This window comes from Collinsella sp. AF38-3AC, from assembly GCF_003474365.1.
GTDB lineage: Bacteria > Actinomycetota > Coriobacteriia > Coriobacteriales > Coriobacteriaceae > Collinsella.
The window spans coordinates 15,928-42,198 of record NZ_QROM01000017.1; the positions used below are offsets into that span (position 1 = coordinate 15,928).

Annotated in this window: 22 protein-coding genes; all 22 read left to right on the forward strand. The window is 59.4% G+C overall.

All coding sequences use genetic code 11. From position 1 onward, the window contains the following. Positions 1-3: 3 nt before the first annotated feature. Positions 4-1,944, forward strand: coding sequence for an excinuclease ABC subunit UvrC (gene uvrC, locus DW029_RS09010; RefSeq protein WP_370220290.1), 1,941 nt, complete (start codon positions 4-6; stop codon positions 1,942-1,944). A gap of 364 nt (positions 1,945-2,308) precedes the next feature. After that, positions 2,309-3,922 (forward strand): ABC transporter substrate-binding protein, encoded by a 1,614-nt coding sequence (locus tag DW029_RS09015; RefSeq protein WP_117735352.1) that lies wholly within the window; start codon positions 2,309-2,311, stop codon positions 3,920-3,922. 157 nt (positions 3,923-4,079) lie between these two features. Beyond that, positions 4,080-5,036: an ABC transporter permease gene (locus DW029_RS09020; protein ID WP_022094871.1), complete on the forward strand. Its 957-nt coding sequence runs from the start codon at positions 4,080-4,082 to the stop codon at positions 5,034-5,036. Positions 5,037-5,039: 3 nt separating this feature from the next. Continuing rightward, a complete protein-coding gene (locus DW029_RS09025; RefSeq protein ID WP_117735351.1) occupies positions 5,040-7,055 on the forward strand; it encodes a dipeptide/oligopeptide/nickel ABC transporter permease/ATP-binding protein in 2,016 nt (671 codons plus the stop codon). Continuing rightward, positions 7,056-7,883 (forward strand): ABC transporter ATP-binding protein, encoded by an 828-nt coding sequence (locus DW029_RS09030; RefSeq protein WP_006236159.1) that lies wholly within the window; start codon positions 7,056-7,058, stop codon positions 7,881-7,883. It begins immediately after the preceding gene. Between the two features lie 80 nt (positions 7,884-7,963). Continuing rightward, positions 7,964-8,941: an acetylxylan esterase gene (locus tag DW029_RS09035; RefSeq protein ID WP_117763871.1), complete on the forward strand. Its 978-nt coding sequence runs from the start codon at positions 7,964-7,966 to the stop codon at positions 8,939-8,941. Then, complete coding sequence (locus DW029_RS09040) at positions 8,934-9,785, forward strand: acetylxylan esterase (RefSeq protein ID WP_117743839.1); 852 nt, start codon at positions 8,934-8,936, stop codon at positions 9,783-9,785. The genes DW029_RS09035 and DW029_RS09040 overlap by 8 nt, the downstream gene beginning before the upstream one ends. A gap of 68 nt (positions 9,786-9,853) precedes the next feature. Further along, complete coding sequence (locus DW029_RS09045) at positions 9,854-10,774, forward strand: dihydrodipicolinate synthase family protein (RefSeq protein WP_117735348.1); 921 nt, start codon at positions 9,854-9,856, stop codon at positions 10,772-10,774. A gap of 170 nt (positions 10,775-10,944) precedes the next feature. Continuing rightward, the gene (locus tag DW029_RS09050; RefSeq protein WP_006236155.1) at positions 10,945-11,910 is read left to right on the forward strand and encodes an ROK family protein; all 966 of its coding nucleotides are present in this window, start codon (positions 10,945-10,947) and stop codon (positions 11,908-11,910) included. A gap of 70 nt (positions 11,911-11,980) precedes the next feature. Then, positions 11,981-12,667 carry an N-acetylmannosamine-6-phosphate 2-epimerase gene (locus DW029_RS09055; protein ID WP_022094877.1) on the forward strand — a complete coding sequence of 229 codons (687 nt, stop codon included), beginning with the start codon at positions 11,981-11,983 and terminating at the stop codon, positions 12,665-12,667. Between the two features lie 101 nt (positions 12,668-12,768). Beyond that, positions 12,769-13,689, forward strand: coding sequence for an RNase adapter RapZ (gene rapZ, locus DW029_RS09060; protein ID WP_022094878.1), 921 nt, complete (start codon positions 12,769-12,771; stop codon positions 13,687-13,689). Positions 13,690-13,695: 6 nt separating this feature from the next. Further along, positions 13,696-14,625 carry a DNA-binding protein WhiA gene (gene whiA / locus DW029_RS09065; protein WP_117735345.1) on the forward strand — a complete coding sequence of 310 codons (930 nt, stop codon included), beginning with the start codon at positions 13,696-13,698 and terminating at the stop codon, positions 14,623-14,625. A gap of 193 nt (positions 14,626-14,818) precedes the next feature. Beyond that, the gene (gene gap / locus DW029_RS09070; protein ID WP_117735344.1) at positions 14,819-15,844 is read left to right on the forward strand and encodes a type I glyceraldehyde-3-phosphate dehydrogenase; all 1,026 of its coding nucleotides are present in this window, start codon (positions 14,819-14,821) and stop codon (positions 15,842-15,844) included. 140 nt (positions 15,845-15,984) lie between these two features. Next, on the forward strand, positions 15,985-17,175 hold the full coding sequence (gene pgk, locus DW029_RS09075) for a phosphoglycerate kinase (RefSeq protein WP_117735343.1): 1,191 nt from the start codon (positions 15,985-15,987) through the stop codon (positions 17,173-17,175). Then, positions 17,168-17,935, forward strand: a complete 768-nt coding sequence (gene tpiA, locus DW029_RS09080) for a triose-phosphate isomerase (protein WP_118345863.1) — start codon at positions 17,168-17,170, stop codon at positions 17,933-17,935. The genes pgk and tpiA overlap by 8 nt, the downstream gene beginning before the upstream one ends. Positions 17,936-17,940: 5 nt before the next feature. Then, positions 17,941-19,494, forward strand: a complete 1,554-nt coding sequence (gpmI, locus tag DW029_RS09085; protein WP_118345864.1) for a 2,3-bisphosphoglycerate-independent phosphoglycerate mutase — start codon at positions 17,941-17,943, stop codon at positions 19,492-19,494. Between the two features lie 156 nt (positions 19,495-19,650). After that, complete coding sequence (gene secG, locus DW029_RS09090; RefSeq protein ID WP_117735340.1) at positions 19,651-19,905, forward strand: preprotein translocase subunit SecG; 255 nt, start codon at positions 19,651-19,653, stop codon at positions 19,903-19,905. Positions 19,906-20,195: 290 nt separating this feature from the next. Then, positions 20,196-21,872 carry an ABC transporter substrate-binding protein gene (locus tag DW029_RS09095; protein ID WP_117735339.1) on the forward strand — a complete coding sequence of 559 codons (1,677 nt, stop codon included), beginning with the start codon at positions 20,196-20,198 and terminating at the stop codon, positions 21,870-21,872. A 155-nt stretch (positions 21,873-22,027) separates the two neighbouring features. Further along, positions 22,028-23,065 (forward strand): ABC transporter permease, encoded by a 1,038-nt coding sequence (locus tag DW029_RS09100; protein WP_117735338.1) that lies wholly within the window; start codon positions 22,028-22,030, stop codon positions 23,063-23,065. A gap of 14 nt (positions 23,066-23,079) precedes the next feature. Continuing rightward, positions 23,080-24,015, forward strand: coding sequence for an ABC transporter permease (locus tag DW029_RS09105; RefSeq protein ID WP_117735337.1), 936 nt, complete (start codon positions 23,080-23,082; stop codon positions 24,013-24,015). A gap of 2 nt (positions 24,016-24,017) precedes the next feature. Continuing rightward, on the forward strand, positions 24,018-25,109 hold the full coding sequence (locus DW029_RS09110) for an ABC transporter ATP-binding protein (RefSeq protein ID WP_118345865.1): 1,092 nt from the start codon (positions 24,018-24,020) through the stop codon (positions 25,107-25,109). Continuing rightward, the gene (locus tag DW029_RS09115) at positions 25,109-26,137 is read left to right on the forward strand and encodes an ABC transporter ATP-binding protein (RefSeq protein WP_022094888.1); all 1,029 of its coding nucleotides are present in this window, start codon (positions 25,109-25,111) and stop codon (positions 26,135-26,137) included. The genes DW029_RS09110 and DW029_RS09115 overlap by 1 nt, the downstream gene beginning before the upstream one ends. The last annotated feature ends 134 nt before the right edge of the window (positions 26,138-26,271 follow it).

Consider the following 26,271-nt stretch of genomic DNA (forward strand, 5'->3'; position numbering starts at 1 on the left):
CGCGTGGCCGGTCACGACAACATTCCAACGCTTGCCGAGCAGGTTTCGCGCGTTCCCACGCAGCCCGGCTGCTACCTTTGGAAAGACGCCAAGGGCGATGTCATCTACGTGGGCAAGGCGAAAAACCTACGCGCCCGCATGCGTCAATACGTGACACTGCAGGATGAGCGTCAAAAGATCCCGCTGATGATGCAGCTGGTGGCGAGCTTTGACTATATCGTGGTGGAGACCGAGCATGAGGCGTTGGTGCTCGAGCGCAATTTGATTGGTCAGTACCATCCGTACTTTAACGTCGACCTCAAGGACGACAAGAGCTACCCCTTTATCGCCATTACAAAGGGCGACCTGTATCCCGCTATCAAATACACGCGTGAGCGTCATAAGCCGGGAACGCGCTATTTTGGACCCTATACCGATAGCCGTGCGGCACGTGAGACGATAGATACGCTGCGCAAGGTTATTCCCATTTGCTCCGCATCCTGTGCGGAGTGGCGTCGTTGCCGCCGTATCGTCGAGTCCCACAAGGGCGAGGAAGACATCGTCAATATGATTTGCGCGCAAAACGGGCGCCCCTGCTTTGACTACCATGTCGGGCGCGGACCGGGTGCGTGTGTCGGTGCGATTTCCCCGGCAGACTATGCCAAGAACGTCAAGCGTGTCGAGCGCTTTTTGTCGGGCCATCGCAAGGATGTCGTCGATGAGCTGACCTCCGAGATGACGGATGCCGCCGAGGCGCTCGACTTTGAGCGCGCGGCACGCGTCAAACGTCGTTTGGAGGTCATCAGGGGTCTGGACGATCGTCAGCAAGTCGTTTTTCCCTCCAGTGTCGATATCGATGTCATCGGTTTCTATCGCGAAGAGACCATCTCCGCCGCTTGCGTCTTCGTCGTTCGCGAGGGCCGAACAGTTCGCACCTGCGAGTTCATTCTCGACAAGGGTCTTGATGTTGACGAGGAAGAGCTCCAGTCGGGCTTTCTTAAACGCTATTACGATGAGACGGCTGATATTCCAGCTGAGGTCAACCTCTCCGTCGAGCTTGAGGATGCGGAGGCGCTGGGGGAGTGGCTTGCAGGCAAGCGCGAGCGTTCCTGCCATCTCCATAGGCCGCAGCGTGGCGAAAAGCACCGTTTGCTCGCTATGGCATCCAAAAATGCGCGCCATGCCCTCATGCGCTACATGATGCGAACGGGGTACGCTGACGACCGCACCAATCAAGCGCTCCTGGAGCTCGAAAGCGCGCTGGCGCTGCCGGCGCCGCCGATGCGTATCGAGTGCTTCGATATCTCGACGCTGCACGGAACCTTTACCGTCGCCTCGATGGTAGTGTTTACCAACGGGCGCGCTGACAAGAGCCAGTACCGTCGTTTTAAAATTCAGGCCGAATTGGACGAGGCAAACGACTTCGTGTCGATGTCCGAGGTTTTGGGACGACGCTACGCTCCCGAACGCATGGCCGATGAGCGCTTTGGCTCGCGGCCCGATCTGCTTGTTGTCGACGGCGGCAAACCGCAATTGACGGCTGCGATCAAACAACTTGAGGCCCTGGGGCTCGATATACCAGTTTGCGGCTTGGCAAAGGCCGATGAGGAGGTTTTCGTGCCTTGGGACGAGACGCCCGTCGTGCTGCCGACCGGGTCTGCTTCGCTCTATCTAATCAAACAGGTTCGCGATGAATCGCACCGTTTTGCAATTACATTCCATCGCGAGCTGCGCGATAAGGCCATGACGGTTTCGATACTCGATGACGTTCCAGGGGTGGGACCCACCAGAAAACGTGCCATTATGCGTCATTTTGGCTCGATGAAGCGTTTGCGCGCGGCGAGCGAGCAAGAGATCGCGGAAGTTCGAGGCATTCCTGCCGATGTCGCCAAAGCGGTTCACGAGACGCTCGTTGCGTGGGATGCCGAGCGTTCCGGGGCGGCGGCAAAGCAATCCGAAAACTAAACACGAGCCTAAACAGCTGATATACATGATTGCGTCATTTTCAACCATTTATTTCGCCATGATTGCCTGCTGGTTTCGGGTTTTATTAACGCTAAAACGTTTGACTAACCCAAGTGAAAACCCTGCTATCCTGCGGGTTGACGAAGACTGATATCTCACCTCGTCGATACATACTGTCTGGCGAATCATTTGTCAATGAATTCGGTGAACGGTAGTAAATACCGTTCAAGCGGATGTATGTATCGGTCGCCGAGCGCGGCACCTCAGTTGGGTTCGTCGGTAGGTAAGGTATATATCGTCCGCAAGTTGCGCGGGGGCAAGTCTAGGTGCTCCCGAGTAAGATTCTCTACTGATAGGAGAAGACATGGCCATCATCAACAAAGGTATGTCCAGGCGTTCGTTCCTCGGCCTCACCGGCAGCGTCGCTGCTGTCGCCGGCCTTGGTCTCACTGGCTGCGGTGGCAGCTCTAGCGACGAGGGTTCCGCTTCCGGCTCCACCGATTCCGCCAACCGTGGCGGCGGCGTGATCACCGCTGGTTCCGCTTACGCTCCGTCCAGCTTCGATCCCGCCACCACCGGTTCCGCTGTTGGCCTGGGTGCCAACTGGCATGTCATCGAGGGCCTCTACGGCATCGATTACCACGACTACAGCACTTTCAACGAGCTCGCTACTGACGATCCCAAGTCTGTGGATGACACCACCTTCGAGGTCACCATCCGTAAGGGCGCCAAGTTCTCCGATGGCACTGAGGTCACCGCTGACGACGTTGTGGCTTCCTACAACGCTTGCGCCGCTTCCGCTACCTATGCTCCGTTCTTCCAGCCTTTCGAGTCCATCGAGGCCAAGGACGCCAGTACCGTGACGGTCAAGACCAAGGTCCCCAACTTCTCCCTGCTCAAGGATCGTCTGGCCATCATCCGCGTTACCCCGGCCACCCAGGCCGAGGAGGATCGCGCCAAGCAGCCGATCGGCTCCGGCCCCTGGATGTACGATGCCATCTCCGACACCGAGATCACCCTGGTTCCCAACCCCGAGTACAACGGTGAGTATGCTGCCGAGGACGAGAAGATCCAGTACAGCATCCTGACCGACCCCACCGCTCGCGTCACTGCTCAGCAGGAAGGCTCCACGCTCGTCATGGAGCTCGTTACCGCTGACGCCGTCGATCAGCTCGAGAGCGCTGGCTGCAAGATTGACAACGTTCAGGGCTTCGGCACCCGCTTCATCATGTTCAACGTCGCCAAGGCGCCTTGGAACGACGTCAAGGTCCGTCAGGCCGTTATGTATGCGCTCGACACCGAGAAGATGATCAGCAACACCTTCGCCGGCCTTGCTACTGCCGCCAGCTGCTACCTGCCCAAGAGCTTTACCAACTATCATGAGGCCTCCACGGTGTACAAGACCGACGCCAAGAAGGCTAAGAAGCTCATCGAGGAGTCCGGCATCACCCCGGGCGCCATCACCCTGCGCACCACCGATAACGAGCAGATCAAGGGCATGGCTGCCCAGGTCAAGAACGACCTTGACGCTCTCGGCTTCGATGTGACCATCCAGACCGATACCTCGCCGGCAACCTACGCTGCCATCGACGGCGGCGAGGCTTACGATATCCTCCTTGCCCCTGGCGATCCTTCCTGCTTCGGCGCTGACCCCGACCTGCTGCTCAACTGGTGGTTTGGCGACAACGTCTGGATGCAGACCCGTTGCCCGTGGAAGGAGTCCGCTGAGTGGGAGAAGCTCCACGGACTCATGGACGAGGCTCTTGCCGCCGAGGGCGACGAGCAGCAGAAGAAGTGGAACGAGTGCTTCGACATCATCGCCGACAACGCCGTTCTGTACCCCGTTGTCCACGTCAAGACCGTCTCCGCTTCTTGGGACGATCCGTCCACCGCGCCCAACGGCGAGGCCCTCGATGGTTTCAAGGGCATCGGCACGACGAGCATGTCCTTTAAGGGCGTCGCGACCGTCAAGGCGTAAGACTCGCTTGAGTCTATATGCAGGATACCGGTCGTTGAGACCGTATCCTCATAGTTGAAACAAAGACCCGGGCGGCAACGATGTCGCTCGGGTCTTGTAATGAGTATCCGTACTCATATACCAGTTGGTCCTACCGACAAAAGAAAGGGGAGAGAACGTGAACAACTTTCTACGTTTGATTGGAAGGCGTCTTGTCGCGCTGCCGATCATGGCATTGGGCGTCACCGTCCTGGTGTTCTTCCTTATGTCGTTCTCCAAGACCGACCCCGCCTACACGGCGTTGGGTGACGGTGCCTCGCCCGAGGCGGTTGCCGAGTACCATGAGAAGTATGGTCTGGACGACCCCTGGCCCGTGCGTTATGTGCGCTATATGGGCGACTTGATCCACGGCGACATGGGCACCTACGGCGCTGCTCGTAACTCTGTTGCCAAGCGCATCTCCACGGCCCTGCCCGTCACGATGCAGCTGACCTTTATCGGTCTTGCCATCGGCGCGGTCGTTTCGTTTTTGCTCGGCGTCATCGCGGCGCTGTATCGCGATAAATGGCCGGACCAAGTGATCCGCGTCTTTTCCATTGCCGGCTTGGCAACCCCGTCGTTCTGGCTTGCCGTTCTGTTGATTTTGCTGTTCTCTTCCTACCTTAAGGTGCTCCCGGCATCGGGCGCCCTGCCTCACTTCACCACGAATCCGGCTGGTTATCTGGGACGCATGATCATGCCCGCCATCGCCTTGGCATTTCCGCTGACGGGCCAGATGACTCGTATCGTGCGTACCGCCATGGTCGAGGAGCTCGATAAGGACTATGTCCGTATGGCTCGCGGTGCCGGCGTTCCCGAAAAGGTCGTCGTCGGTATCAACGTTCTTCGCAATGCGCTGATTACCCCGGTCACCACCCTCGGCCTTAAGATCGGCTACCTCATGGGCGGTGCCGTCGTCATTGAGGTTATCTTCAACCTCCCGGGCATGGGTACCGCGATTCTGCAGGGCGTTCAGGGCAACGAGGCGAACTTGGTTCAGGGCGTCGTCATCGTCGTTGCTCTTGCCTTCATCATCATCAACATCGTGGTTGACATGCTCTACCTGCTCATCAACCCGCGCATCAGGACGGTGTAGATTATGGTAAAGATTCGAGAGAAGCAAACCGAGCAGCTCGAGAAGGCTGCTTCCAAGGGGCTCAAGCTCGGTGGCTGGAAGAAGATGGCGCTATCTTCTAAGATTGCCGCCGTCGTGCTGGTGCTGGTCGCCCTGACTGCGATCCTGGCACCCCTGCTTGCCCCCTATAGCCCGGTCGATATTTTCACCGCGCGCCAGGCGCCTGGTGGCGGCTTTATCTTCGGTACCGACGACAAGGGCCGCGACATCCTTTCGCGTATGCTCTACGGCGGCCGTTACTCGCTGATCATCGGCTTTGGTGCTACCGCCATGGCTTTGGTCTGCGGCTCTGTTGTCGGCGCTCTTGCGGCGGTTTCGCGCAAGTCTGTCTCTGAGGCGATCATGCGTATCCTGGACATCATCATGTCTATCCCGGGTATCGCCCTCGCAGCCGTCTTCGTTTCCATCCTGGGCAATTCCGTGCCGTCGATCATCTTTGCGATCGGCTTTATGTACACCCCGCAGATCGCCCGTATCGTGCGCGCCAACATCGTGTCCGAGTACGGCGAGGACTATGTCCGCGCGGTCATCGTGTCCGGCGCCAAGGCTCCGTGGATTCTGATCAAGCATGTTCTGCGCAACTGCATCGCCCCGATCATGGTCTTTACCGTCACCCTGGTCGCAGACGCCATCATCTTCGAGGCTTCGCTGACCTTCATCGGCGCTGGCATCCAGGAGCCCACCGCTACGTGGGGCAACATTCTTGCCGACGCCCGCGGTGGCGTGCTCGCCGGCCGTTGGTGGCAGGCGCTGTTCCCGGGCCTGGCCATTATGATCACCTGCCTGGCGCTCAACATCCTGTCCGAGGGCATTACCGACGCTATGGCCGCCGCTCCCTCCGCTGCCCTGGATCCGACCGATTCTTCCAAGCGCCGCGAGGCCGACCTGCTGGTCTCCGACCCTGTTCGTGCCTACAAGGAGCAGGCTCAGTCCCTCTCCGCTCGCCTTGGCGCCCTGCGCGATGTCGAGCTCAAGCGTAACGACCGCCACGTGCCCGATGAGTCTGTCGAGCCGATCCTTTCGGTCCGCGATTTCTGCATCCAGTTTGAGCACCACGGTGATATCAACGTCGTCGACCATGTCAACTTTGATGTTCGCCCCGGTCAGACCATGGGTCTGGTGGGCGAGTCCGGTTGCGGTAAGTCCATCACCACGCTGGCCATCATGGGCCTGACCGATGAGGACGAGCACCTTTCCGGCGAGGTCCTCTGGGAAGGCCGTGACCTGCTCAAGATGAGCAAGAAGGAGTGGTTCGGCCTGCGCGGTACCGATATCGCCATGGTTTATCAGGACGCTCTGTCCTCGCTCAACCCCTCGATGCTCATCTCCGCTCAGATGAAGCAGCTCACCAAGCGCGGCGGCACCCGCAGCGCCGAGGAGCTCCTGGAGCTCGTTGGACTCGATCCCAAGCGTACGCTCGAGAGCTATCCGCACGAGCTTTCCGGCGGCCAGCGTCAGCGCGTCCTGATCGCTATGGCCCTTACCCGCGACCCCAAGCTGGTTATCTGCGACGAGCCCACGACCGCTCTGGACGTTACCGTCCAGAAGCAGGTCATCAAGCTGCTCAACGATCTTCAGGCCAAGCTCGGCTTTGCCATGATCTTCGTCTCGCATGACTTGGCTCTGGTCGCCGAGGTTGCCCATAACATCACGGTTATGTACGCCGGTCAGGTTATCGAGCAGGCGCCCACCAAGGAGCTGCTCACCAACCCGATTCACGAGTACACCCGCGGTCTTCTGGGCTCCGTTCTGTCCATCGAGAGCGGTTCGGGCCGCCTGCACCAGGTGCCCGGCGCCGTTCCGAGCCCGCGCGATTTCCCCAAGGGCGATCGCTTCGCGCCCCGCTCGAGCCATCCGCGCATTGGCCTGGACACCCGTCCGGTCTTCAAGCGCGTGCCTGGCACCGAGCACTTCTATTCCGAGCTCCCCGACGAGGTGCTCAAGGCAAATGGTTTGACCCCTCACGCGGAGGTGATGTAGATGAGCGAGACCGCAGTCAACGGCGTCGAGCCGATCATCTTCCTTGATGATGTTCACGTCACCTTTAGGACCCGTACCGGCTCGATTCTGCACCCCAACCTGGTTCACGCCGTCCAGGGTGTAACGATTAAGCTCATGCCCGGACAGACCATCGGCATCGTCGGCGAGTCCGGTTGCGGCAAGTCCACCACCGCCAACGTCATGTGCGGCCTGCAGGCCCCCACGAGCGGCAAGGTCTACTTTAAGGGCAAGGACGTTACCAAGCGTACCGCCGAGGACCGTCGCCACATGGGTCGCGTCATCTCGGTCGTGTTCCAAAACCCGGCCACGGCGCTCAACCCCCGCATGGTCGTTCGCGAGCAGTTGCTCGACCCCATGCGCGTCCACAACCTGGGCACCGAGGCAGAGCAGGAGAAGCGCGTCAAGGAGCTCCTGGAGCTCACCGGTCTGCCCAGCTCCGCCGCCGAGGTTCTTCCCGGCCAGCTTTCGGGTGGTCAGCGCCAGCGCGTGGCAATTGCCCGTGCCCTGTCGCTGAACCCCGACGCTATCATCGCCGACGAGCCCACCTCGGCTCTGGACGTTTCGGTCCGCGCGCAGATTCTCAACCTGCTGACCGACCTTAAGAAGGAGCTCGGCCTGGCCATGGTGTTCATTAGCCATGACATCCAGACGGTCCGCTATATTTCCGACGACATCATCGTCATGAATGGTGGCAAGATCGTCGAGCAGGGCGAGGCCAAGCAGGTCTTCCAGCACCCCCAGGACCCCTACACCAAGATGCTGCTCGGCGCTGCGCCGTCGCTGCTGCACCCCAAGCTCGGCGAGTAAGTTCGCTTTCCCTCCCGTGCGCCCGGTTCCCTTGCCGGGCGCACCTCCGTTGCGATTTCGAAAGGTTGGGTTCACGAGCCATGCCAAGTGCTCAGGAGCTACAGCAGCAATTTGGTGAATATCGAGGCGCCATGCCCCGTCCATCAGATTTCGATTTCTTTTGGAAAGATCGCATGGCCGAGGCCGACGCCGTTGGGCTTGACTATGCGATTGAGGCGGCATCGGTCGCCGATGCTGTGACTTGCCAGCTTTTCGACCTCTGGTTTACCGGTATGTGCGGCGCCCGCCTGCATGCCAAGTACCTGAAGCCCGTCTCGGACGAGCCCGTGCCATTGGTGCTTCAGTTCCATGGGTATCCGGGTGCAAGCCGCAGCTGGTTTGAGCAGGCGTCGTTTGCTGGTATGGGCATGGCGCTGATCGCTCTCGATTGTCCTGGCCAAGGAGGTCCCTCCGAGGACATTGGTGGATTTGAGGGCACAACGGTCGCGGGCCATATCGTCGCCGGTATCGACGGCGACCCGGCCAACCTCTACTATGTCCGCTTGCATCAGGACATCCGCATCCTATGCCGTATCGTTCGCGAGCTCGAGGGCATCGATTTTGCCCGCGTATTTGTGAATGGCGCATCGCAGGGCGGCGGCTTGGGTATTGCGACCTGCGCGCTTAACAGCGAGCTTATCAATCGCGCCGCCATCCTCTATCCCTTCCTGTCGGATTTCCGCCTGGTCTGGGATTTGGATGCCGATGATATTGCCTACGAGGGCCTTCGCTATTGGTCGCGTTGGTTTGATGAGGACTCGACTCGTATTGATGAAGCCTATGCAAAGCTTGCGTACTTCGACTCCAAGAACTTCGCCCCCATGGTCAAATGCCCCGTGCTGTTTGGCACGGGAACTGCCGATATCGTTTGCCCGCCGGCAACGCAGTTTGCGGTCTACAACAACCTGACCTGCGAGAAGCGCCATGAGTTCTTTGAGGGCTTTGGCCACGAGGAGATTCAGGACTTTGACGATCTGATCATTCCGTTTTTCTGCAAGGGAGGGGAGGCTCATGTCTAAGTGCGAAAGCAATGTCGATGAGCTGATTGTCCCCGAGCTTACGGGGATTCCCGGGACGGTTTCGTCAAAGCTCTCCGATTTCCGGGATTGGCGCGGCGATACTTCGGTGGATATTTCCGATTTGTGTACAGCCGTATCGAATCCTGAGGTTTGCGGGTTGACCGTTACGGCGATTGATTTCGCCAATCCGTGCGCGCGCTACTCCGAGGTCTCCTTTGAGGTCGGCGGGGATGTCGTACACGGCCGCTTGATTGAGCCCGCTGGTCGCGCCCGGACATCCGAGCTTGTGCCGCTGTGCCTGATGTTCCATGACATTGACCGGCCCGTGCGTGGATGGCATCACATGACGAGGTTTGCCGCCATGGGATATGCCGTGCTTGCGCTGGACGATGATGTGATTGGGTGCAGCGATCTGCAGCAGGGGATCACCTCGCCTGCTTTTGTCAAACGCATCCGTTGGGGCTGCGCGTTGTCGAAGGTCGCACGCAATCTTGATAGCGTGGATCCCGACCGCATGTTTGCATGGGGCGAGGGTCTTGGCGGAGGAGTCGCGCTGGCGGTTTGTGCTCTGGACGAGCGGGGCCTTGCCTGCGCGGCAGTTGCCAATCCGCTTCCCGGCGGCCTCGAGGCACTGTCGTCTCGGGTGCGCGGATCGGTACTCATGGGCACATCGCTCATGGATGCCGTGAGTGCTCCCAAGGGCCAGTTTGCCGTATTCAACGGTCTTGAGTGTGACCGGAGGCATATCATCTATGCCAAATACGCTCATGAGCGCATCAATGCGTTCGAAAACGAAGTCGTCGACTTCTTTAACCAAACGTTCTACCCGTGTTCTTTGGCCTAGGCGGCCTGGACACTGCCAACAAGAGTGGGTGGCATAGGGCCGCCCGCCAGACAACTAAGGAGATTCTTGTGGCAACTCAGCAATTCACCGGCGTTATTCCCCCCGTCGTTGTTCCCGATACCGAAGACCATCAGCTCGACGTTGCCTCCTTTGAGCGCAGCATCAACCGCATGATCGACGCCGGCGTCGACGGTCTGTTCTTCTTGGGCTCTTCGGGCGAGGTCGTATTCTCCACCGACGAGCGTCGTCGCCAGATCATCGCCGAGGCCGTCCGTATCGTCGACCACCGTGTGCCTGTCCTGGTCGGCATCATCGATACCGAGACCGAGCGCATGATCGAGCACGGTAAGGTCGCTCAGGAACTGGGCGCCGATGCCCTCGTCGCCACCTGCCCGTTCTATGCCCTGCAGGGCATGACCGAGGTCGAGGAGCACTTCCGCATCCTGCACGAGGAGCTCGACCTGCCCATCTTTGCCTATGACATTCCCGTCTGCGTTCACACCAAGCTCCCCTGGAAGCTCCTTGCCAAGCTCGGCGCCGAGGGCGTCCTTGCTGGCGTTAAGGATTCCTCGGGTGATGACATCTCGTTCCGCTACCTCGTTCAGGAGAACGAGAAGAACGGCCATCCGATGAGCATCCTCACCGGTCACGAGGTTGTTGTCGACGGCGCTTACCTTGGTGGCGCCGACGGTTCCGTCCCGGGTCTCGCCAACGTTGAGCCCGAGGGCTACGTGCGTCAGTGGAAGGCCGCTCAGGCTGGTGACTGGGCTACCGTCAAGGCCGAGCAGGATCGCCTCAATGAGATTTCGCACATCTGGGATGTCACCTCGGGCGTCCAGGGCTATGCCGGTGGCGTCGGCGCCTTCAAGACCGCTATGAACCTCATGGGCATCTTCGACAGCCCGACCATGCCGCGCCCGGTGAAGGCCATGACCGGCGAGAACGTCGAGGCGATTAGGAAGGTTCTCCAGGACAACGGTCTGCTGTAAAGCTTCCCCAGGCACCCGATCTTGGGGCTCAAGTGGTCGGGCGTGACCCATTAGGTCAACGACCGACCACTTTCGCCCCAACCTCGGGCACCTGGGAAACCTTTATCAACCTGTGGCGATAATTCTGCCCTCATTTCCTGTAGTTGTTTTAATCTCCGAAGGAGAGCGACATGGAGAACAAGTACGTTTGCTCCGTCGATATCGGCGGCACCAAGATTGCGACTGCCATTATGGAGTATCCGGCTGATGGCGGCGTGCCCCATCCGGTCTTTGAAGCTGAGGTTCCCACCGAGGCCCAAGAGGGCGGCGAGGCCGTCTTCCAGCGTATCGAGGCGTCCATCAAGGCTGCTCTCGAGGCGAATCCCGATGTCGAGGTTCTTGGCGTCGGTATCGGTGCCGCCGGCGTCGTCGATCCCAAGACGGGCGCCATCGCGTATGCCAATGAGATCATGCCCGGCTGGTCCGGCGTTCAGTTGGGGCCACGTCTGCGCGAGGACCTCGGTCTTCCCGTTGCCGTTGTAGGCGACGTGCAGGCTCATGCTCTGGGCGAGGCCCACTGGGGCGTCGGCAAGGGCAAGTTCTCCGTCTTGTGTCTTGGCATCGGTACGGGCATCGGCGGCGCATATGTCGAGAACGGCCGCGTGATGCAGGGCTTCCATGGTGCTGCTGGCCATATGGGCCACATCGAGTGCTCGGCTGCCGCCGGCATTCCCTGCGCCTGCGGGCGTTCTGGCCATCTGGAGTCGGTTGCTTCGGGCACTTCCATTGGTCGAATGTATGACGAGCGCTTTGGTCGCGTTGACCCCAGCCGTCCTTCGGTCGGCCGCGACGTAAACGACCTGTGCCGTGCGGGCGACGCAAAGGCGACCGAGGTCATCCATGACGCCGGCTTTGCGCTGGGTGCCAGCTTGGGCTCGCTCGCTAACATCCTGGACCCTGAGGTCATCGTGCTTTCGGGCGGCGTGATTCACCAAGGTCCCGATTGGCGTTCGCAGACATGGAAGGATTCGGTGCACGAGGGCTATGCCAGCCAGGCGCTCGATCCGCTTCAGGACACGCCGATCCTCATCGGTTCTCTGGAGGGCGATGCTCCGCTCATCGGTGCCGCTGAGCATCTTCTCGCCTCGTTGAAGTAAACGTATCTGCTGTAGGAGCCTCCCGAGACAACACGCCTCGGGAGGCTGTTCTGAGAAAGGTTGCAGCCTTATGACCGTCGATCCTTTGATTCAATCCCTGAAGGGCAAGCTCGTCGTGAGCGTTCAGGCGTATATGGGCGAGCCGCTTCGTACGCCCGAGACCATGGCGCAAATGTCTCGCGCTTGCGAGCTCGGCGGAGCCGCCGCTATTCGCTGCCAGGGCCTTGCCGACATTGCCGCCATTAAGGGTCGCTGTGAGGTTCCCGTCATCGGCCTGTGGAAGGATGGGCATGAGGGCGTCTACATCACGCCGACGTTGCGTCACGCCCGCGCCTGCGTCGCTGCCGGTGCCGATATCGTGGCGATCGACGCCACCGATCGTCCGCGCCCCGATGGCAAGACGGTCGAGGATACCTTCCGCCCGCTGCACGAGGAGGGTGTGCTCCTGATGGCGGACTGTGCCACCATCGAGGACATTCGCCGTGCGGTTGATATGGGCTTCGACCTGGTATCCACCACGCTCTCTCATGGTGTCGCCGCCATCGACTGCACCATGGCCGATGGCCCCGATCTGCCGCTCCTGCGTCAGGCGACCGAGGAATTCCCCGGCCTTCCCATCATTTGCGAGGGTCGCGTGCATACGCCCGAGGAGGCTCGCGCCGCGATCGATGCTGGCGCCTGGGCCGTTGTCGTCGGCACCGCCATCACGCACCCCACGAGTATTACGAGTTGGTTCAAGGCTGCGCTTGAGGCGTAAGACAGGCCTCGTATCCGCTCGGGGCGGTATACTCAATATAGGCAATTGACCGCGCGGGATCCGGGTTGCTGGGTCCCGCGCTTGTTTTTAGGAGGCAGCACATGCAAAAGGGAGATGCCATGGATGCGGCGGAGCGCTCGGAGCGCATCCCCGATATCGTCATCATCACCGGAATGTCCGGATCGGGCCGAACGCAGGCCATGCATGTGTTCGAGGACATGGGTTACTTTTGCATCGACAACTTGCCTCCGCGTCTGATCGCCCAGCTTGCCGAACTCGTCGGCATCAATACGGGCGTGGGCAGGCATCTTGCCGTCACCTGCGATTTGCGTAGCCAGGGACTGTTTGACGAGTTACTCGATGCGGTCGCTGCGCTCGAAGAGCGCGAGATGAGCTGCGACATCGTGTTCCTGGAGGCTTCTGACGAGGTGCTGATCCGTCGTTATAGCGAAAACCGCCGCCGCCATCCCATTGCCAAGCCGGGGGAGACTACGGCCGACGCGATTCAGCGCGAGCGCCTGCAGCTGCAGGGTGTGCGCGATCGAGCCGATATGATCATCGACACGAGCCGCCTGCGCACCTCTGCCCTGCGCAACAAATTGCGCATGGCGTTCTCCGAGTTGTCCGACCAGCAGCTCATGGACGTTCACGTGTTCTCGTTTGGCTTTAAGCACGGTATGCCCGTCGAGGCGGACATCATGATCGACGTTCGCTTCCTGCCCAATCCGTTCTACGATCCCGAGATGCGCACCATGACCGGTCTCGATAAGAAAGTCTCCGACTTTGTTCTGGACCATCCTAAGACCCAGGAGTTCTGGAAGGCTTGGACGCAGCTGCTCGATACGGTCATGCCCGGCTATATCGCGGAGGGCAAGCCGCAGCTTTCTATTGCCATCGGTTGCACGGGCGGCCAACACCGCAGCGTTGCCATCGCCGAGGCCACGGCACGTTATTTGGAAGGTGCCCAGTATCACGTGAGCATTTCCCATCGCGACCTGTCGCGCGCGAACACGAAAGCATAGGCCTGCATGTCGTTTACCGCGGAGGTGCGTGACGAGCTCGCGCGCTGCGAACCTGAATGTGAATACTGCGATTTGTCGACGCTTGCCGCCCTGACGCGCGTGAGCGGTACACTTTCGCTGGCCGGCTCCGGGCGGTATCGTTTGACGGTCGCGACCGAGACGGGCGCCGTCGCGCGCACGATGATCACACTGACGCATCGCATCCTTAAGCTCAAAACGGAATTCACCGTTCGTAAATCGGTCTTGCATAAGGTCCGTAACTATCTCATTACCCTGCCCGATCAACCCGACCTGGACAAGGCTCTGGTGCTGCTGGGCATTCTCGACCGCAGGGGAGGGCTCGTCGCCGGTGTTCCCCGGCACATCGTTGCCCGTCCCTGCTGCAGGCTTGCCTACATCCGTGGCGCGCTCATCGCTGGCGGTTTCGTGGCCGATCCCCGCGGCGACTTTCATTTGGAGATCGCGGTGCAGGGCGAGCAGTATGCCCGGGGACTCTGCGATCTATTGGAGCAGATCGGGGTCCATGCGCGCGTTAACGCGCGGCGCGGATCCTTTGCTGTCTACATTAAGAGCGCCGAGGAGATCGAGCATCTTTTAAAGCTGATTGGTGCCAAGCGCAGCGTTGCCGAGATTGAGGAAGCGCGCGCGGTCAAGTTGGTTAAGAACGATGTGAACCGTCGCGTGAATGCCGAGCTCGCCAACCAGACCAGAAGCGCCGGTGCTGCCCAACATCAGCTTGCGTTGATCGATGAGCTCGAGCAGCGTGGCCTTCGCGATGAGCTTCCGGATGCATTGGCGGTCTTTTGCGACCTGCGCGAGCGCTACCCCGATCTGTCGCTGCGTGATTTGGGGGAGATGGCTGACCCTCCCTTGTCGAAGTCGGCCCTCTACCATCGAGTTTTGAGGCTTGAAAAGCTCATTGAAGCAAACAGGTAGTTTAAAGTATCGACTTATATACGGATTTAGCTGCTATTTTATTCTTTAAAACGTTTTAACGTAAATTTGATTTTCAATTTCGACCATTCTCGTGAAATTCAAGTCCAAAAAAAGGTATATTAGGCGAGTGGTTAGTTTGTGGGCCTCAACGGCAGGCGCTGTAGCTTGCGGGGGCCTTACGAAAGGAGACACAATGGCAGTAAAGGTTGCTATTAACGGCTTCGGTCGCATCGGTCGTCTGGCCTTCCGTCAGATGTTCGGTCATGAGGGCTCCGAGATCGTCGCTATCAACGACCTCACCTCTCCCGACATGCTCGCTTACCTGCTGAAGTACGACTCCACGCAGGGCAACTACGCTCGCGATCACGAGGTCGTTGCTGGCGAGGATTCCATCACCGTTGACGGCAAGGAGATCAAGATCTACAAGGAGGCCGACGCCAACAACCTGCCTTGGGGCGACCTCGACGTCGACGTCGTTCTCGAGTGCACCGGCTTCTACACCAGCAAGGCTAAGGCTCAGGCCCACATCAACGCTGGCGCCAAGAAGGTCGTCATCTCCGCTCCGGCTGGCAGCGATCTGCCCACCATCGTGTACAACGTCAACCACGAGACGCTGACCGCTGAGGACAACATCATCTCTGCTGCTTCCTGCACCACCAACTGCCTCGCCCCGATGGCCAAGGGTCTGAACGACTTCGCTCCCATCGTGTCCGGCATCATGACCACCATTCACGCCTGGACTGGCGACCAGATGCCGCTCGACGGCCCGCAGCGCAAGGGCAACAAGCGTCGTAGCCGCGCCTGCGCCGTCAACATCGTCCCCAACTCCACCGGTGCTGCCAAGGCTATTGGCCTGGTTCTCCCCGAGCTCAACGGTAAGCTCATCGGTGCCGCTCAGCGCGTCCCGACGCCGACCGGCTCCATCACCAACCTCTACGCTGTCGTTGACAAGAAGGTCACTGTCGACGAGGTCAACGCTGCTATGAAGGCCTACGCTGCCACCATCTCTGAGACCTTCGGTTACAACGAGGACGACATCGTCTCCACCGACATCATCGGCGAGACCCACGGCTCCATCTTCGACGCCACTCAGACCATGTGCTCTGACCTCGGCAACGGCCAGACCCTCGTTCAGGTCACCTCTTGGTACGACAACGAGAACTCTTACACCTCTCAGATGGTCCGCACCATCAAGTACTTCGAGAAGTTCGTTGCTTAATTTAGCTTTTAGCGAATAGCTCGTTGAGCGTCTAAAGAAGGGCGCGGCCTTATAGGGCTTACACCCTAAGGTCGCGCCCTTTTTATAGGAAATCGTCTGCCGTAATGGAAGGCAGACACGTACGAAAGGTAGAAGCAAACATGGCCTTTACCAAGAAGACCGTCCGCGACATCGATGTCGACGGCAAGCGCGTTCTCGTCCGCGTTGACTTCAACGTGCCTATCAAGGATGGCGTCGTTGGCGACACCACCCGCATCAAGGCTGCCCTGCCCACCATCAACTATCTCGTTGAGCACAATGCTCGCGTCATCCTCATGAGCCACCTCGGCCGTCCCGAGGGCACCGGCTTCCAGCCCGAGCTGTCCCTCGAGCCCGTCGCCAAGAAGCTTGCTGAGCTCTCTGGTCTCGACGTTGCCTTTGTCGCCGACACCTACGGCGAGAAGGCTGCTGAGGCTGTCGCCGCCGTCGAGCCGGGCAAGGTCCTCGTTCTCGAGAACGTCCGTTTTGACAAGCGTGAGAAGAAGAACGATCCCGAGATCGCCAAGATCCTCGCTTCCTATGGCGACGTCTTCGTCCTCGATGCCTTCGGTACCGCTCACCGCGCCCAGGGTTCCGTTGTGGGCCCCGCCGCTTACCTGCCCGCAGTCGCTGGCTTCCTGCTCGAGAAGGAGGTCGACACGCTGACCGGCATCTTCGCCGAGCCCGAGCGCCCCTTCGTCGCTATCGTCGGCGGTTCCAAGGTTTCCTCCAAGATTGGCGTTCTCGATCACCTCATCGACTCCGCTGATACCCTGATCATCGGTGGCGGCATGGCCTACACCTTCTTCCTGGCTCAGGGCCTGACCGTCGGTCAGTCCCTCAAGGAAGAGGACTGGGTCGAGCGCGCTGGCGAGATGCTCAAGAAGGCCGAGGAGAAGGGCGTCAAGATCCTGCTCCCCATCGACAACCGCGTTGCCGATCACTTTGGCGAGGACGCTGTCCCCGAGGTTGTCGCTTCCGACGCTATCCCCGATGACCGCGAGGGCATGGACATCGGTCCCAAGACCGAGGAGCTCTACGCCGAGGCCGTCAAGGGCGCCAAGACTGTGTTCTGGAATGGCCCCATGGGCGTCTTCGAGTTCGACAACTTCGCTCACGGCACTCAGGCTATCGCCGAAGCTGTCGCCGAGGCCGACTGCACCTCGATCATCGGCGGCGGCGACTCTGTCGCAGCTGTCAACAAGTTCAACCTGGCCGACAAGATGAGCTGGATCTCCACCGGTGGTGGCGCTTCCATGGAGCTCGTCGAGGGTAAGGCCCTGCCCGGAGTGGAGGCGCTTCTCGATGCCTAATCGCACCCTTCTTATCGCTGGTAACTGGAAGATGAACAACGACGTCGCCGAGGCCGCCAAGCTCGCCGACGAGCTGGCTCAGGCTCTGCCCGAGGTTCCGGCTGGCGTCGAGGTGCTCGTGTGCCCTCCGACCATCGACATCACCACGGTTCATGACCGCATTCAGGCTGCCCCCATTGCCCTCGGTGCACAGAACGTGTACTGGGAGGCCAAGGGTGCCTTCACCGGTGAGTCCTCTTGCGATATGCTCAAGTCCGTTGGCTGCACCTACTGCATCATCGGTCACTCCGAGCGTCGCGACTACTTCCACGAGACCGATGAGGACCAGAACAAGAAGGCCAAGGCTCTCGTTGCCGCTGGTCTTGTTCCCGTCTTCTGCTGCGGCGAGTCCCTCGAGGTCCGCGAGGCTGGCACCTATGTCGAGCACGTCGTGAACCAGGTCAAGGCTGGCCTTGCTGGTCTTGAGATCACCTGCCCCAAGCAGGTCGTCGTCGCTTACGAGCCCATCTGGGCCATCGGCACCGGCAAGACCGCTACCGCTGAGGACGCTCAGGAGGTCTGCGGCGCTATCCGTGAGACCCTCAAGGAGATGTTCGGCGAGGAGCTCGCTAACGGCATCCGCGTTCTCTATGGTGGCTCTGCCAAGCCCGGCAACATCGCCGAGCTCGTCGCCAAGCCCGACGTTGACGGCGCCCTCGTGGGCGGCGCTTCGCTCAAGGCTGCCGACTTCGCCTCTATGGTCGTCAAGGCAGGCGAGTAGGACATATGGCACAGCGTCACCTTCCTGCACTCCTGATCATCATGGATGGCTGTGGCCTGGCTCCGGCCGATGGCGAGAACGCCGTCGCCGCTGCCAAGACGCCCTTCCTTGATAGCCTGTACGAGAAGTATCCTCACACCACGCTCGGCGCTTCGGGCGAGGACGTGGGCCTTCCCGACGGCCAGATGGGCAACTCCGAGGTGGGCCACCTCAACATCGGTGCCGGCCGCATCGTCTTCCAGGAACTTTCGCGCATCAACAACGCCATCAAGGATGGCTCCATCGCTAAGAACGAGGTTTTCGTCAAGGCTATGGACGATGTCAAGGCCGAGGGCAAGACCCTTCACCTTATGGGCCTTATGAGCCCTGGCGGCGTTCACTCCCACATGAACCACGTCGAGGCTCTGGTCAAGATGGCTGCCCAGCATGGGATCAAGACCGTTCGCGTTCACGCCTTTATGGATGGCCGCGACGTCGATCCGCAGTCCGGTGCCGGCTACATGAGCGAGTTCTGCGCCTTCCTGGCTAAGATCTCCGAGGAGACCGGTTGCGACGCTCGCGTTGCCACCGTCTCGGGCCGTTATTGGGCCATGGACCGCGATAATCGTTGGGAGCGCATCCAGCGCGCCTACGACGTCATGGTCAACGCGTCCGATGCCGATACCGACCCCGTTGCCGGTATCAAGGCCTACTACGAGAAGGACCCGCGCGGCGACGAGTTCGTCGAGCCCTTCGCTGCCCACAACGAGGGCATCCACGAGGGCGACGCGGCCATCTTCTTCAACTTCCGTCCCGACCGCGCCCGCCAGATGACCCGCGTTTTCACGGACAAGGAGTTCGACGGCTTTGAGCGTGAGCAGATCAAGCTTTCGCACTTTGTGACGATGACCGAGTACGATCCGACGTTTGACGTTGAGGTCGCCTTCCCCAAGACGTTCCCCGAGAACGTCATGGCCGACGTCATCGCAGCCAATGGCCTGAAGCAGCTGCACACCGCCGAGACCGAGAAGTACGCCCACGTGACGTTCTTCCTCAACGGTGGCATCGAGGAGCCCAAGGAGGGCGAGGAGCGCGTGCTCGTCGCTTCCCCCAAGGTTGCTACCTACGATCTGCAGCCCGAGATGAGCGCTCCCGAGGTTACTGAGAAGCTCGTCTCCGCTATTAACGAGGGTCGCGCTGACTTCTACATCGTGAACTTCGCGAACTGCGACATGGTTGGTCACACCGGCGTGTTCGATGCTGCCGTCAAGGCTGTCGAGGCCGTTGACGAGGCTCTCTCCAAGGTTGTCCCGGCGATTCTCGCCAAGGGCGGCTTTGCGCTGATCACCGCCGACCATGGCAACGCCGACCACATGTTTGACGTCGCTACCGACGGTTCTAAGCATCCGTTTACGGCTCACACCACCAACCGTGTGCCGTTCATCATCGTTGATGAGAAGGCCAAGCTTACCGGTATCGAGGACGGTCGTCTCTCCGATATCGCTCCGACCATGCTCACCATTGCTGGTCTCGAGCCTTCCGCCGAGATGACGGGTCGCGTGCTCGCCACCGAGGCCTAAAGAAAACAACTAACGTTTTCTTGTAAGGGGGGTTGTCCACGTCCGGGCAACCCCCTTTTGCGCTATTTCTACCCCGTCCCCAAATGGCAGATGGGGGAGTGCTTGAGGTTGTGGTACAGTACTGAAGTTCGAATTGTTCTATTAAGGAGCTTATCTATGGGTCCGTTCCAGATTCTTCTGTTTGTCGTTTGGGCTGTGTCTGCCGTGGCGCTGACGATTCTCGTTCTGATGCACTCCGGTAAGGGCACCGGTGTTTCGGATATGATCGCCAGCTCTCTGTATAATTCCACCTCTGCCACGGGCGTTATGGAGCAGAACCTGGACCGCCTGACCGTTATCATGGCTGTCGTGTTTGCCGTGTGCGTCGTGCTGTGCATGTTCTTCTTCCCCCAGGGCATCGTGGGCTACTAAGCTCGAGTTGCATATACGCTTGAAAAGGGTTCCGCAAGTGCGGGACCCTTTTTGTTTACAAGTTTGTAACAGGGTCAAAATATCCCCACATACTTCGCCTAACTAAAGAAATTCTCGACCGTTAACCGGAATCAGCGCCAAATTGTGCATAAAATGCGCTACTGTATTGCAAACGTTGGCCCGCATTGCATAACCAGCCATAACGGCGGACCGCGTTTGAATGGTTCGATCGGGTTGTCTCGACGTTGCCCAATCGAATTCACTTTGTCCTATCTCATAAGGAGGATGGCATGGCTGATTCTATGTTCCACCAGCCCGTTATGGGTCGTCGCGCCTTTGTCGGCGGCACCCTCGCTGCGAGCTCCATGGCTTTTCTTGCCGCATGCGGCAAGAAGGGCGGCGACGCTTCCGGTTCTGAGTCCGGTTCGACGCTGAACTTCTACATTAACAACCCGGTTTGCATCGACCCCTACAACGTCCAGGAGGATCAGGGCACTCAGGTCAACTACCAGCTGTTCGATGCTCTGACCACCTACGACAACGAGAAGGGCGAGATTGTCCCGCTGGCTTGCGAGTCCTTCGAGGCCAACGATGACGCCACCGAGTTCACCTTCAAGATCAAGAAGGCCAAGTTCCACAACGGTGACGACGTTACCTCCAAGTCCTTCAAGCTCGGTTGGGAGCGTCTGGTCAACACCAAGTCGGCCATCGCTACCGAGTATGGTCCTTCCGAGGTCTCCTATCACCTTTCCATGGTCGAGGGCTATGACGATCTGCTTGCCGGTAACGCTACTGAGCTCAGTGGTGTTACTTGCCCCGACGATGAGACCCTCGTCGTCAAGCTGTCTTCCGCTTACGCCGACTTCCCCTTCGTCGCATCTCACCCGGCTCTGGCCCCGGTTCCCGAGTGCGCCGAGTCCGATGTCAAGAGCTTCTACCTCGCCCCGATCGGTAACGGCCCGTTCATGATGGACGGCAAGTGGGAGGATGGTCAGGAGATCAACCTCAAGAAGTTCGACGATTACTATGGCGACAAGGCCAAGATCGATGGCATCCACTTCCAGGTCATCAAGGACATGGAGACCGCTTACAAGGAGTTCCAGGCCGGTAACCTCGATGTCTGCGACGTTCCCGTTGCTCAGATCGACGCCGCCAAGAAGGATCGCGGCGTGTCCAAGGACGGCTACACCATGGGTGACGGCGAGCGCATGCTGCTCGGCGCCGAGCCTTCCACGTACTACCTGACCTGCAACAACACGGCCGAGCCGTTCAACAACGCTGACCTGCGTAGGGGCATCTCCCTGGCCATCAACCGTGAGGCCATCTGCAAGACCATCTTCAAGGGCACCCGTACCCCCGCCGACGGCATCGTTCCTCCGGGAATCGCCGGCTACAAGGAGGGCGCATGGGAGTTCTGCGAGTACAACGTTGATAAGGCCAACGAGTACCTCGACAAGGTTGCTCCAGCCGGCGCCAACGGCGACCGCGGCATCAACGTGACCCTGTCCTACAACCAGGATGGTGGCCATAAGGAGATCATGGAGTCCATCATCGGTGACCTCGCCAAGGTGGGCGTTACCGCTACTTCCGATACCCCTGAGTGGTCTGCCCTGCTCGAGCAGTATCAGAACTTCAACTATCAGTTTGGTCGTCTGGGCTGGATCGCCGACTACCCGATTATGGACAACTTCCTGTACCCGCTGTTCCACTCCGACTCCCTCGGCGGCGACAACCGTTCCGGTTACAGCAACCCCGAGTTCGACGCTAAGGTTGACGAGGCTCGTACCACGGTTGACGACGATGAGCGTATCGCCAAGATGCAGGAGGCCGACGCTATGGTCGCTGCCGACTGCCCGGTCATCCCGGTGATGTTCTACACGCACACCATCGCCGGCTCCGATCGCATCAAGCACCTCTATGTTGATCCGCAGAAGCACGCCGATCTGGGTACCGCTGAGCTCGCCTAAGAGTTGCAGCTTCCGTGAGGGTCAAGTATTTACGTAGACCTCATGGGAAACATACAGTTCCCCCTAACCTGGGGTAAACTGGCTGATGGTAATTTTGGGATGCCGGTCTGGCGATCGGCATCCCATTTAGGTTAATCCCTAGATAGGGGAGTGGTATGGGTAAGTACATCGTTAAACGTGTGCTTCAGTTCATCCCGGTGTTTTTGGGCGTCACGCTGATTCTGTTCGCCCTCCAGAATATCGTGCCGGGAGATCCGATCAAGCTGATCGGTGGAGACAAGGCTCTGTCCCCCGAGGTGGAGCTTCAGCTTCGCGTTCGCTATCACCTGGTCCAGTCGGACGAGGATGGCAACGCGATTCTTGACGAGAACGGCGACCCCGTTCAAACGTCGCTCGTGGACCGTTACTTGTATTACATGAACGGCCTGCTTCATGGCGATCTGGGCAATTCGTATCAGCGCAAGCTGCCGGTTACGGAAATCTTTGCCCAGAAGTATCCGTATACGGTCAAACTTGCCGCGTGCGCCATCGTGCTCGAGGCAATCATGGGTATCGGTGCGGGTATCATTTCGGCAGTAAAGCGTTACTCCTTCTGGGATATTTTGGTAACGCTGACCACGTCGATCCTCGTTGCCGTTCCTGCCTTCTGGCTCGGTATGTTGTTGCAGCTGTTCTTTGGTGTCATCCTCAAGGATGCCACCGGCGGCGCGTTCTCCATGCCGATCTCGGGTGCTGGTGGTTCCAGCTCTCAGTATCAGGATTGGATGCACTATGTGCTTCCGACCATTACGCTGGCTTCGGTTTCGACCGCCTATGCTGCCCGCATCATGCGCTCGCAGCTGCTCGACGTCATGAACCAGGATTACATCCGCACAGCAAAGGCCAAGGGTCTCTCCAATCGTGCGATCATCATCAAGCATGCGCTTAAGAATGCACTCATCCCCGTCGTTACCTATATTGGTGTCGACTTCGGCGCCATGCTTTCGGGCGCCATCCTGACCGAGACGGTCTTTAACTGGCCCGGTATTGGCTATGAGGTCTACCGCGCCATCAGCATGCGCGACTGGCCCATCGTTATGGGCGGCGTTACGCTCATCGTTGTCGTCGTTATGGTGATCAACCTGCTCGTCGACATTAGCTATGCATTCCTCGACCCGCGCATCCGCCTTGGCGGTCCGTCGGATAAGGCTTAAGGGAGGTACGTTTCATGCAGGAAACTGATTCTCAGTCTCAGGGGCAGGCTACCGCCACCAAGGCCGCATCTGCTCCCGCCAAGTCCCGCACGCTGTGGGGCGACGCTTTCAAGCGTCTTCGTAAGAACAAGCTCGCCGTTATCGGTGTCTGCTGGATCATCATCGTTGTTGTGGTTGCCCTGACCGCCGATTTGTGGGCTAAGCCCTGGCTCGGTTCGCCGACGGCCTCCGACTCGACTACCATGGCCGAGACTTCGCTGTTGGCTCCGTGTGCCGAGCACCCGTTTGGCACCGACTCCCTTGGTCGTGACATTCTCGTCCGTGTTATCTACGGTGCACGCGTTTCGCTTTCCGTCGGTATTATGGCCACCGCCATCTCCACGGTGATCGGTCTGGTCATGGGCGCCCTCGCCGGTTTCTATGGTGGCATCTGGGATACGATCATCATGCGCTGCGCGGACATCTTCCTGGCGTTCCCGTACGTCCTATTCGTTGTCGCCATGATCGCCGTTATCGGCCGTGGTCTTCAGAACGTCTTTATCGCCATCGGTATTCTCGGCTGGCCTTCGATTGCGCGCGTCTTCCGATCCGCGATCCTGACGGTCAAAGAGAACGACTATGTTGACGCCGCTCGCGCTATGGGTGCATCCGATGCCCGTATCGTTATGCGCCATATCTTCCCGAACTCCGTTGCTTCTATCGTGGTCTACGCGACCATGAACATTGGTGGCGCTATTCTGACCGAGTCCGCTTTGTCCTTCCTTGGCATGGGCGTTATCCCGCCTACGCCTTCGTGGGGCTCCATGATTCAGGACGGTCAGCAGTATCTTCTGACTGCTCCCTGGATGATGATCATGCCCGGTCTGGCAATTCTCTCGACGGTGCTCGCCTTCACTCTACTTGGTGACGGTCTGCGCGACGCCCTCGACGTCAAGATGAAGGACGCATAAGGATGAAGAAGAACAAGAACTATGTGGACCTGAAGGACCAGCCGGTTCCCGAGGGCCAGCATCTGCTCGAGGTCGATGACCTTAAGATGTATTTCCACACCGAGGATGGCGTCGTTCGCGCCGTCGATGGTGTGTCCTACACGCTCGATCGCGGTGAGACCCTGGGTGTCGTCGGTGAGTCCGGCTCTGGTAAGTCCGTGACCGCCATGACCATCATGGGCCTTATCTCGATGCCTCCGGGAAAGATTGAGGGCGGTGACGTTCGCTATCGCGGTCGTTCCATCCTCGAGATGACCGAGGAAGAGATGCAACACATTCGCGGTAACGATATCGCGATGATCTTCCAGGATCCTATGACCTCCCTTAACCCGGTCTATAAGATCGGTAAGCAGGTGGGCGAGGGCCTTCGTCTGCACCGTGGCTACTCCAAGCAGGAGGCGCTCAAGCGCGCCACCGAGCTTTTGGACCTCGTTGGTATCCCCGAGCCCGAGAAGCGCGTCAACGAGTATCCGCACCAGTTCTCCGGCGGCATGCGTCAGCGTGTCATGATCGCTATGGCTCTTGCCTGCGATCCCGATATTCTGATTGCCGACGAGCCCACGACTGCTCTGGACGTTACCATTCAGGCTCAGATTATCGAGCTCATGCAGGAGATGCAGGAGAAGAACGGCAACGCCATTATCATGATTACCCATGACCTGGGTGTTGTCGCCGATATGGCCGATAAGATTATGGTTATGTACGCCGGTCGTCCCGTCGAGTTCGGTACTGCTGAGGAAATCTTCTACGAGAGCCGCCATCCCTACACCTGGGGTCTTATCCGCTCCATCCCGGAGCAGGCTATCGATGAGAAGAAGCCGCTTACGCCGATTCACGGCAACCCGCCCTCGCTCATGAACCTGCCCGAGGGTTGCGTGTTCTCGCCTCGTTGCCCCTATGCGACGGACAAGTGCCTCAAGCAGCGCCCCGAGCGCGTTGTTACCGAGTCTGGTCATTACTCTGCGTGCCACTACTCCGGTGACCCCGAGTTCCTCAAGAACGCTCCTGAGACGTCCCGTACCCGCAAGGATTCCAAGAAGGGAGGCGAGGCGTAATGGCAGATACCAACGAGCGTACTCCGCTGCTTAAGGTCGAGCATCTCTCTAAGGAGTTCCCCGCTGAGTCCGGCATGTTCGCCAAGCGCTTCTCCAAGCGTGTCGTCTCTGCTGTGAATGACATTTCCTTCGAGATTTATCCGGGCGAGACCTTTGGCCTGGTCGGCGAGTCTGGTTGCGGTAAGTCCACCACGGGCCGCACCATCATGCGCCTGACCAAGCCGACGGCAGGCAAAGTGTTCTTCCAGGGCAAAGACGTTGCCGAGATGAGCAAGCACGAGATCAAGGATATGCGTCGCGAGATGCAGTTCATCTTCCAGGACCCCTATGCTTCGCTCAACCCTCGCATGACCATCGGCGAGATTGTTTCTGAGCCCATGACCATTCATGGCGTGGGTACCAAGGAAGAGCGTATCGAGCGCGTCCGCGAGCTGCTGGACGTCGTCGGTCTGAACCCCGAGCACATTAACCGCTATCCGCACGAGTTCTCGGGCGGCCAGCGCCAGCGTGTCGGCATCGCCCGCGCGTTCGCTCTGAAGCCCAAGCTGATCATCTGCGACGAGCCCGTCTCTGCACTTGACGTATCCATTCAGGCCCAGGTTCTGAACCTTCTCAAGGAGCTCCAGGACAAGTTCGGTACGGCTTATCTCTTCATTGCTCACGACCTCTCTGTCGTGCAGCACATTTCTGATCGCGTTGCCGTTATGTATCTGGGCAAGATGGTCGAGGTTTCGGACTGGAAGACGCTCTACAGTGAGCCGCACCACCCGTACACGCAGTCGCTGCTGTCTGCTGTGCCGGTGCCCGATCCGGATATCCAGAAGACCCGCAAGCGCATCATTCTCGCTGGCGATCCGCCGTCGCCGCTGGATCCGCCGACCGGCTGTCGTTTCCACACGCGCTGCCCGATCGCGCAGGGCATCTGCTCCGAGAAGCTTCCTGAGTTTAAGGAAGTTGCCCCGGGTCACTGCTGCGCGTGCCACTTCGCCGAGCCGTTCCCGATCAAGGAATCGCACATCGACCTGTAGTCGGTTGTTATTGTCCGGGCCCGCCCTGGTGTTACTTTTCAGAACGTCCTCGGACATGTCGGAAGCCCCGCTGCGCGCTACGCGCTGCGGGGCTTCCTCCGTCCTGCGGAGTGTTCTGAAAAGTAACACCAGGG